The sequence below is a fragment of the Tateyamaria pelophila genome (assembly GCF_019966495.1).
GTDB lineage: Bacteria > Pseudomonadota > Alphaproteobacteria > Rhodobacterales > Rhodobacteraceae > Tateyamaria > Tateyamaria pelophila.
The window spans coordinates 1-5,976 of record NZ_JAIMIA010000187.1; the positions used below are offsets into that span (position 1 = coordinate 1).

The window sequence follows — 5,976 nt, forward strand, 5'->3', positions numbered from 1 at the left end:
CTTGTCGTCCATAATCTATTCTCCTTTGATCGAAAAATAGCGCTATGAACTGTCTCAGAAAACCGTGCCCCAACCCAGATGAAGGACATGCTGACATATTACCCGGTAGACCGCACACATTATTGACATGTATCAGTGATGTAACAACCGGTGAGTCGCTACATTAAGTGAGGTCAATCAAGATCTGCCAAAGGAATAACAGTACGATTGACGAGCTCGAATAAAGGAAAACACCAATGAAGACACGAATTGTGCTGATATCAGCAATCTTGGCAGCTGCATCACTCGCTGGATGCGTCGAAGACGCGGGATATACAAACCCAACACCCTCCAGCGGTCTAACGCCAGGCTCCAATGAGCAAGCCTATTTTGACGATGGCTGTGTTGCCGGTACGAGTGATGCCAAGGCGAGCATGAGCAGCGTTTATGAGCGGTATTCAGACCAGTATGACACGCGCTTTGAACCCTATTTCCGGCAGGGCTATGAAGCATGCTGGGCTGCAAACCGCTAACGTTCGGGGGTACTGTAAGCCAAATCCAATACCGATCCTTTGATTGGTATTGGAGACATGCTGGGGGATATGATGCATTGAAACGCATCTGTTACCGTCGCAAGAATGGTGTATGCGCACGTATCTATACCTTTGCGATGGTACTTTTGGTTTTCGTATGCCGGGATTTCTGAAAGCTGCGTGACCAATCCAAAACAAAAAAGGAATATCGAAATGGGAAAAACAATAATTACGCTGATTATCGGATTGGTTATCGGTGGCGTAGGCGCACTTGTCTTTGGCGGCGGTGCTTTGATGGGTGTCGGTGCGGGAGCGGGTATTGCGACGGGCCTATCAGCCGGGATCTGCTCGACGGTGACGGCGGCAGAAGAGCTTGGCATCATGACCGCAGAGCAAGTCGACGAAGTGCTGACCAAGGCGGCGCTGGGTGCAACTGGGCAGGCCAGTTTGACGGATGATCAGAAGATCGTCGGCTCCAAGACGCAGTGTGACGCGTTCATGGCTCAACTTCGCGAAAGCAAATAGCCTGCGAAGGTAACAAAACATAGGCCACAAGGTCTAAATTTGTCCGGGTATGTCGAGTGTCAGGACGGAAGCGTAGATTGCCCGACAAACGACCATTACCAAAAAAATACTAAACGGAGGACACGCTGATGCGCACGATACTGAATACAATCATTTTGGCGCCCATAGTTGGCGTTCTTCTCGCCACCGCAGCGTTTGCCGAATGGGCCTACAGCGGGCCGCCATATCCAAATGCCACCATCCAGACAAACGACATGTCCCTTGAGGTGCAGTGCGACAGGATCCGGTTCGCTCCCAACGAGTATGAGGAATCCCAGGATATTGTGCGAAAGAACGGCCTTACCTTTCGATTTCTGGTAAACGGATCCCAGGAGGTCGCTTCTTTCCAGCTGGGACGCGAAAACTCGTTTGTCCAGATCGTTGACAACTATCCTGTCGAGATCCAGTTCAGCGACGAGGCTGACTATGCGTTCGTCCTCGACCAGATTGCGGCAAACGCCTACTTGCTGCTGTCGATGGTTGATCAGGACGTCAGCTACGCCATTTTTGATCTCAAGGGATCGGGTGCCGCCATCCGCTCGCTGAGGGCCGGATGCCGTGAATTGGCCCAAAGCTCCGCGCCCATGGAAGCACCAGAAGGCGTGGTCTATTGTGGTGGTGGCGGGATCAAGCGACAAATCGAGTACGTCATCCTCGACAACCCCAGCGATCAATGGGACGCACGCGTTACAATTAATGGCGAAACTCAACGAGCGATGACATCGTACAGCTACTTCGGGAACGCCGAAACACCCAAGGACTTCGTTGTCGCCCTTTTGGCTGAGGATGCGCCTGAACTTCTGATATTCCGGAATAGGAATGAAAACTGGCTGGAGCTCGGCGATTACCGGTACGATCAATGCAACTGATAAGAAAAACGAACGTCTCATGCCAAGAATAGCTTGGGTTTCGCCGGTTCTTTTGGCGACCGGGGTTGCACTGTGGCTTGGATACGCCTTTCAGGGCTCTTATGTCGATGCCGACGGGGGCTTGCGCGAACCATTCTACCTGCTGGCACTTGGATGGTTTTTTGTGATCGCGAGCGGAGCCGTTTTGGCGCTCGTGGTCGGCGGAGTGATGTTCAAGCGGATCAGGAGGTGAAAATGACAAGTCGGATTTCAGTGAGCATGTTCCCCGCCGTGACGATACGAGAAAGGCTCATCAGATGGCGGAACACACGTTCGCTCGCAGCCGTATGCGCCTTGGCGTCGAGCCTCGTGGTTGCCGGATGTATAGAGACGCCGGTTGAGGTTGCGGTCAGCGAACCGGATCCCGAACTTGTCTTTGTGCGTGGCTACCGGAGTCCGTCGGATGAGTGCCAGCTTGTTGGTGAAAGCGCGTTCACCATCGATTTTCTTGATGACGCGTCCGATCTTGTCGCCTGTCCGACGGGTAGTTCTGCGATGGAGACACTTATGGCTGAAACGGATTCACGGATCGTCACCCAAACGAACAGCTTCACATTTTTCAGCTTGCCCTACCGCTGAACGCAGCACGATCAGGATCAACTGCTATTGTGGCAAGAGGGCCATCACAGAGGGTGAAGACCAGCCTTTGCCGCCATGCAAGCATCACTCGAGCACCCCAGCCTTCGGTAAGCCCGATACTGTTCTTACTGCCACAGGAGAAGTTCCATGACAAAGAGCGTGTATCTGGTTTGCGGTCTGCTAGCGGCCTTGCTTGTCAGCCCAAACGGTGGGGCAGCCCAAAATGCAGAGGTTACAGACACCGCATCTGTGCAGACACCCAGTCATGCTCCAGAGAAAGCCCTCACCCGGCTGTCAGCTCTTGCGCCGCCTCCTCAGCTTTCTGAACGGGCCCTTGGTATCCATACCGTCTCTTGTTTGCCAGGAACGGCTCCGGGATTTCTCGAAGTCGAAGGTGAGAGCTATTACTGTGGTGTCTTTACCGTGCCACAGAATTGGGGGGACATGGACGGAGATAACCTCGATCTCGGGTTTCTGGTGGCCAGGGCGAACGGCGAGACCCCGCGATCAGACCCTCTGATCTTTTTGACGGGTGGTCCTGGCGCATCAGCGATCTTTGCGGCAAATTTCGACAAATATCAGAATGTGCGGACTGAACGCGACATCATCTTTTTCGACATTCGCGGTGTCGGGGTAAGTCAGCGTCTGGGCTTTGAAGAATGCCTCGTGTTGGCCCTCGAAAATACTGCACCAGCCGACCAGATTACCGCCTTACAGGCTGCTGCCGTAAGGTTCTTGGCAATCGCCAATGGCGGGGACACTCCTTCGCCTCCAGATCTTGCGGACCTGGACCTGCCTCTTCTCAACGCCACGTGCTGGGAGCAATTTACCTCAAGGGGGATCGACCCCAACCAGTTCACAACAGCTTCCAGTGCTCGTGACACGATCGAACTGATCACGGCCTTGGGCCATGATGCTTTCAATATCGAAGGTGCATCCTACGGCACGCGTCTTGCGATGACGATTATGGACAACATGGCCGACTACGGGGATGCGCCGGAGCTTAGATCGGTCATTTTGGATTCCACGTTTCCGCCCTCTGTCTATCTGCTCAGAACCATCGTGCGATCTGATCATGACTTCATGCTTCAGTTGTTGACTGAGTGCCAAGCGGATGCGGTCTGCGACGGAGCTTATCCCAATCTCGCTGCACGTCTCGCAGCGTTGCTGAGCAGGTTCGAGCAAACGCCGCTCACTGTGAACGGTGAGATGGTCACAATCGATGATGTTGTTGTTCAGCTCACCAATGTCACGAACACAAGGGCTGGAGTGATCCCCAGAATGATAGCTGAATTAGAGGGCGGCGTATTGGATACCTATCTCGGCTTGCGCGCTGGAGAGATCGGAACCGACCCGGCGGAACCTTTGCCGTCAGCTGCTTTGGATTTAAGTGACCCGGTGCAGGCTTTTATAGCCGACGCGTCGGCCCTTCTTGACGATACTGCGGCCACCGAATTCCGCGTCTACATGAACATTGGACTGATCCAGGAAGCGCCGCTCCCGACGCTGGAGGCTATCATTAAGGAAGGCTATCCCGGTGCAACCGGCGACCAGATGATGGAGATGCTGGAAGGGCTGACCCTTGAGGACGTCTCTGCCTCTCCTTATGTTGCGCAACAAGTGGCAATTGTGGCGTCCGCGCAAGGCACTCCAGAGATCAAGCTGGCCAATATGCGCAGAAGCATCACCGGCGGCATTCCTCATTTTCTTTACAGCTCGGTTCACTGCGCTGACGATATTCTGCATGAACGTTTTGAGGATGCGGTGAACAGCTACAACGATTTGCGCTTTCCACAGCTCGTGGATTTGGACATGTCACGCCTGCAGGCAAGACGCTGTGAAGGTTGGCCAATCACTGCGGCACCCATCGAGGTCAAAGACCCGGTCACCAGCAAGGTTCCGACGTTGATTTTACAGGGGGCCTACGATTTCTCCACGCCAGTTTACATGGGGCGACGCGCAGACCGGGAGCTGGAAAGTAGCATCTTCGTTCTCATTCCCCAGCAAGGTCATGGAACTTGGAATAATGCACAAGGCTGCATCGGGCAGATTGCAAGCGACTTTGTACAAAATCCAGATGCAGAAATAGACCTCAGCTGCATAGAAGCCCGCCAACCAAAGTGGGCGTTGCCTTGAGAGAGTCAGCTGTGAACGAAAATTGCGTGCGCCTGCATGGCAGCAGGCTTCTCTATTATTTTTTCCACGTGACGATGCTTTCTGGGATCAACCTAAGGTGCCTGTGAAAGGGAAGCTGTGCCGCCGGTTCACGCATGACCGTGTTAGCAATAAAATCTGAAAAAAGCGGCTCATCCAGTTCGTCCACACCGACCCTAATCAGACCAAAACCCCAATCAATTTCGTCTTCGAAACCGGAAGTCGCGCACAGGCCGTGCATCGGATGCCCGTATCATGACCTAGAGTGTCCAACTAGCTTGATTTAGGTGCAAAGCAGCGGCAAGATGCAGAAGAAGGCATCCACTTGGGGGGAATGTCGGTTAATAGGGGGAAAAGAAGAATGAAATTTATCTTAAGTCTAGGGCTGGCTGTCGCGGTATTGTGGATTATTCAGCCGCAGGAAGCTCGTGCCGCAAACTGCGGAATCGATTTTCAACATGCCTATGAAAAAGGTGTTCGCGATGGACGTGCAGATGGAGCACATTTGTATGAGTATAATCCGATGAGCCATGGGCGGAAGGTTGCCATGAAATGGGGTGAGCGCGGAACCTGTTATCGTCAGGGATACGATATAGGCTATCAAAATGCTGCTGCTGACGCGCAGAAAAGACCCTCGCGCCCATCACATGACAACGCACCCACTGCTGGCTCTAACGAGCGGGCATATTATGACGACGGATGCCACGAGGGCACCGGTGATGCTCAAATGAACATGAGCATGGCGTATCAAAGGCACTCGGATATGTATGACAGCAGGTTCGAGCCATACTTCAAGCAGGGTTATGATCATTGCTGGGAAATGTTCAGGTAAATATTGTCGGCGGGTGCAGATGGGCTGCCGCGAAGAAACCCTGACGGCAGCTCTTTGCAAATAACTGCTATTGAGATTTAGCAACCAAACGTCCGCGTTCGGCGGCAGTTTCAACTGGTCGACGCAACACTTTCATCTTTTTGGAAGGATGGAGTGTGAAGCATGAATGAGCTGATGCCGTAGATTTATAAGGCCTGAACGGGCGCTTACGATGTATGTCGATTTACTGTAGCGCGACAATCTGGATGCGAGGAGCGCGTCAATCAGGATGAGAATCCTTGGTCGCGACACTTGAGACGATGCCGTCGTTTTCTATCGCGATCAAGGGTTTTGTGTTTTTGATTGTCGCGGCGCGTCAATCAGCTTGGATGTTAGCCGGTGTCGCTCTTTGAGCTGGGCGCCCAGGCCCCTTTGCTTGTTCGGCGGC

7 protein-coding genes are annotated in these 5,976 nt (G+C 53.2%); all 7 read left to right on the forward strand.

Annotated features, from left to right (window positions below):
- Nucleotides 1-236: 236 nt before the first annotated feature.
- Nucleotides 237-512, forward strand: coding sequence for a hypothetical protein (locus tag LC354_RS25790; RefSeq protein WP_223428827.1), 276 nt, complete (start codon nucleotides 237-239; stop codon nucleotides 510-512).
- Between the two features lie 213 nt (nucleotides 513-725).
- Nucleotides 726-1,037 carry a hypothetical protein gene (locus LC354_RS25795; RefSeq protein ID WP_223428828.1) on the forward strand — a complete coding sequence of 104 codons (312 nt, stop codon included), beginning with the start codon at nucleotides 726-728 and terminating at the stop codon, nucleotides 1,035-1,037.
- A gap of 128 nt (nucleotides 1,038-1,165) precedes the next feature.
- Entirely contained in the window at nucleotides 1,166-1,945 is a 780-nt protein-coding gene (locus tag LC354_RS25800) for a hypothetical protein (RefSeq protein WP_223428829.1), read from the forward strand.
- Nucleotides 1,946-1,964: 19 nt separating this feature from the next.
- Nucleotides 1,965-2,177 carry a DUF3955 domain-containing protein gene (locus LC354_RS25805; RefSeq protein WP_223428830.1) on the forward strand — a complete coding sequence of 71 codons (213 nt, stop codon included), beginning with the start codon at nucleotides 1,965-1,967 and terminating at the stop codon, nucleotides 2,175-2,177.
- Between the two features lie 2 nt (nucleotides 2,178-2,179).
- Nucleotides 2,180-2,563 carry a hypothetical protein gene (locus tag LC354_RS25810; RefSeq protein ID WP_223428831.1) on the forward strand — a complete coding sequence of 128 codons (384 nt, stop codon included), beginning with the start codon at nucleotides 2,180-2,182 and terminating at the stop codon, nucleotides 2,561-2,563.
- 147 nt (nucleotides 2,564-2,710) lie between these two features.
- Entirely contained in the window at nucleotides 2,711-4,699 is a 1,989-nt protein-coding gene (locus LC354_RS25815; protein WP_223428832.1) for an alpha/beta fold hydrolase, read from the forward strand.
- A gap of 379 nt (nucleotides 4,700-5,078) precedes the next feature.
- Nucleotides 5,079-5,549 (forward strand): hypothetical protein, encoded by a 471-nt coding sequence (locus tag LC354_RS25820; protein WP_223428833.1) that lies wholly within the window; start codon nucleotides 5,079-5,081, stop codon nucleotides 5,547-5,549.
- Nucleotides 5,550-5,976: the final 427 nt, after the last annotated feature.

What these genes read in the sequence shown, in the direction of transcription:
- LC354_RS25805 (WP_223428830.1), top strand. Translation starts at nt 1,965, where the DNA reads ATGCCAAGAATAGCTTGGGTTTCGCCGGTTCTTTTGGCGACCGGGGTT.
- LC354_RS25800 (WP_223428829.1), top strand. Translation starts at nt 1,166, where the DNA reads ATGCGCACGATACTGAATACAATCATTTTGGCGCCCATAGTTGGCGTT.
- LC354_RS25820 (WP_223428833.1), top strand. Translation starts at nt 5,079, where the DNA reads ATGAAATTTATCTTAAGTCTAGGGCTGGCTGTCGCGGTATTGTGGATT.
- LC354_RS25815 (WP_223428832.1), top strand. Translation starts at nt 2,711, where the DNA reads ATGACAAAGAGCGTGTATCTGGTTTGCGGTCTGCTAGCGGCCTTGCTT.
- LC354_RS25795 (WP_223428828.1), top strand. Translation starts at nt 726, where the DNA reads ATGGGAAAAACAATAATTACGCTGATTATCGGATTGGTTATCGGTGGC.
- LC354_RS25790 (WP_223428827.1), top strand. Translation starts at nt 237, where the DNA reads ATGAAGACACGAATTGTGCTGATATCAGCAATCTTGGCAGCTGCATCA.
- LC354_RS25810 (WP_223428831.1), top strand. Translation starts at nt 2,180, where the DNA reads ATGACAAGTCGGATTTCAGTGAGCATGTTCCCCGCCGTGACGATACGA.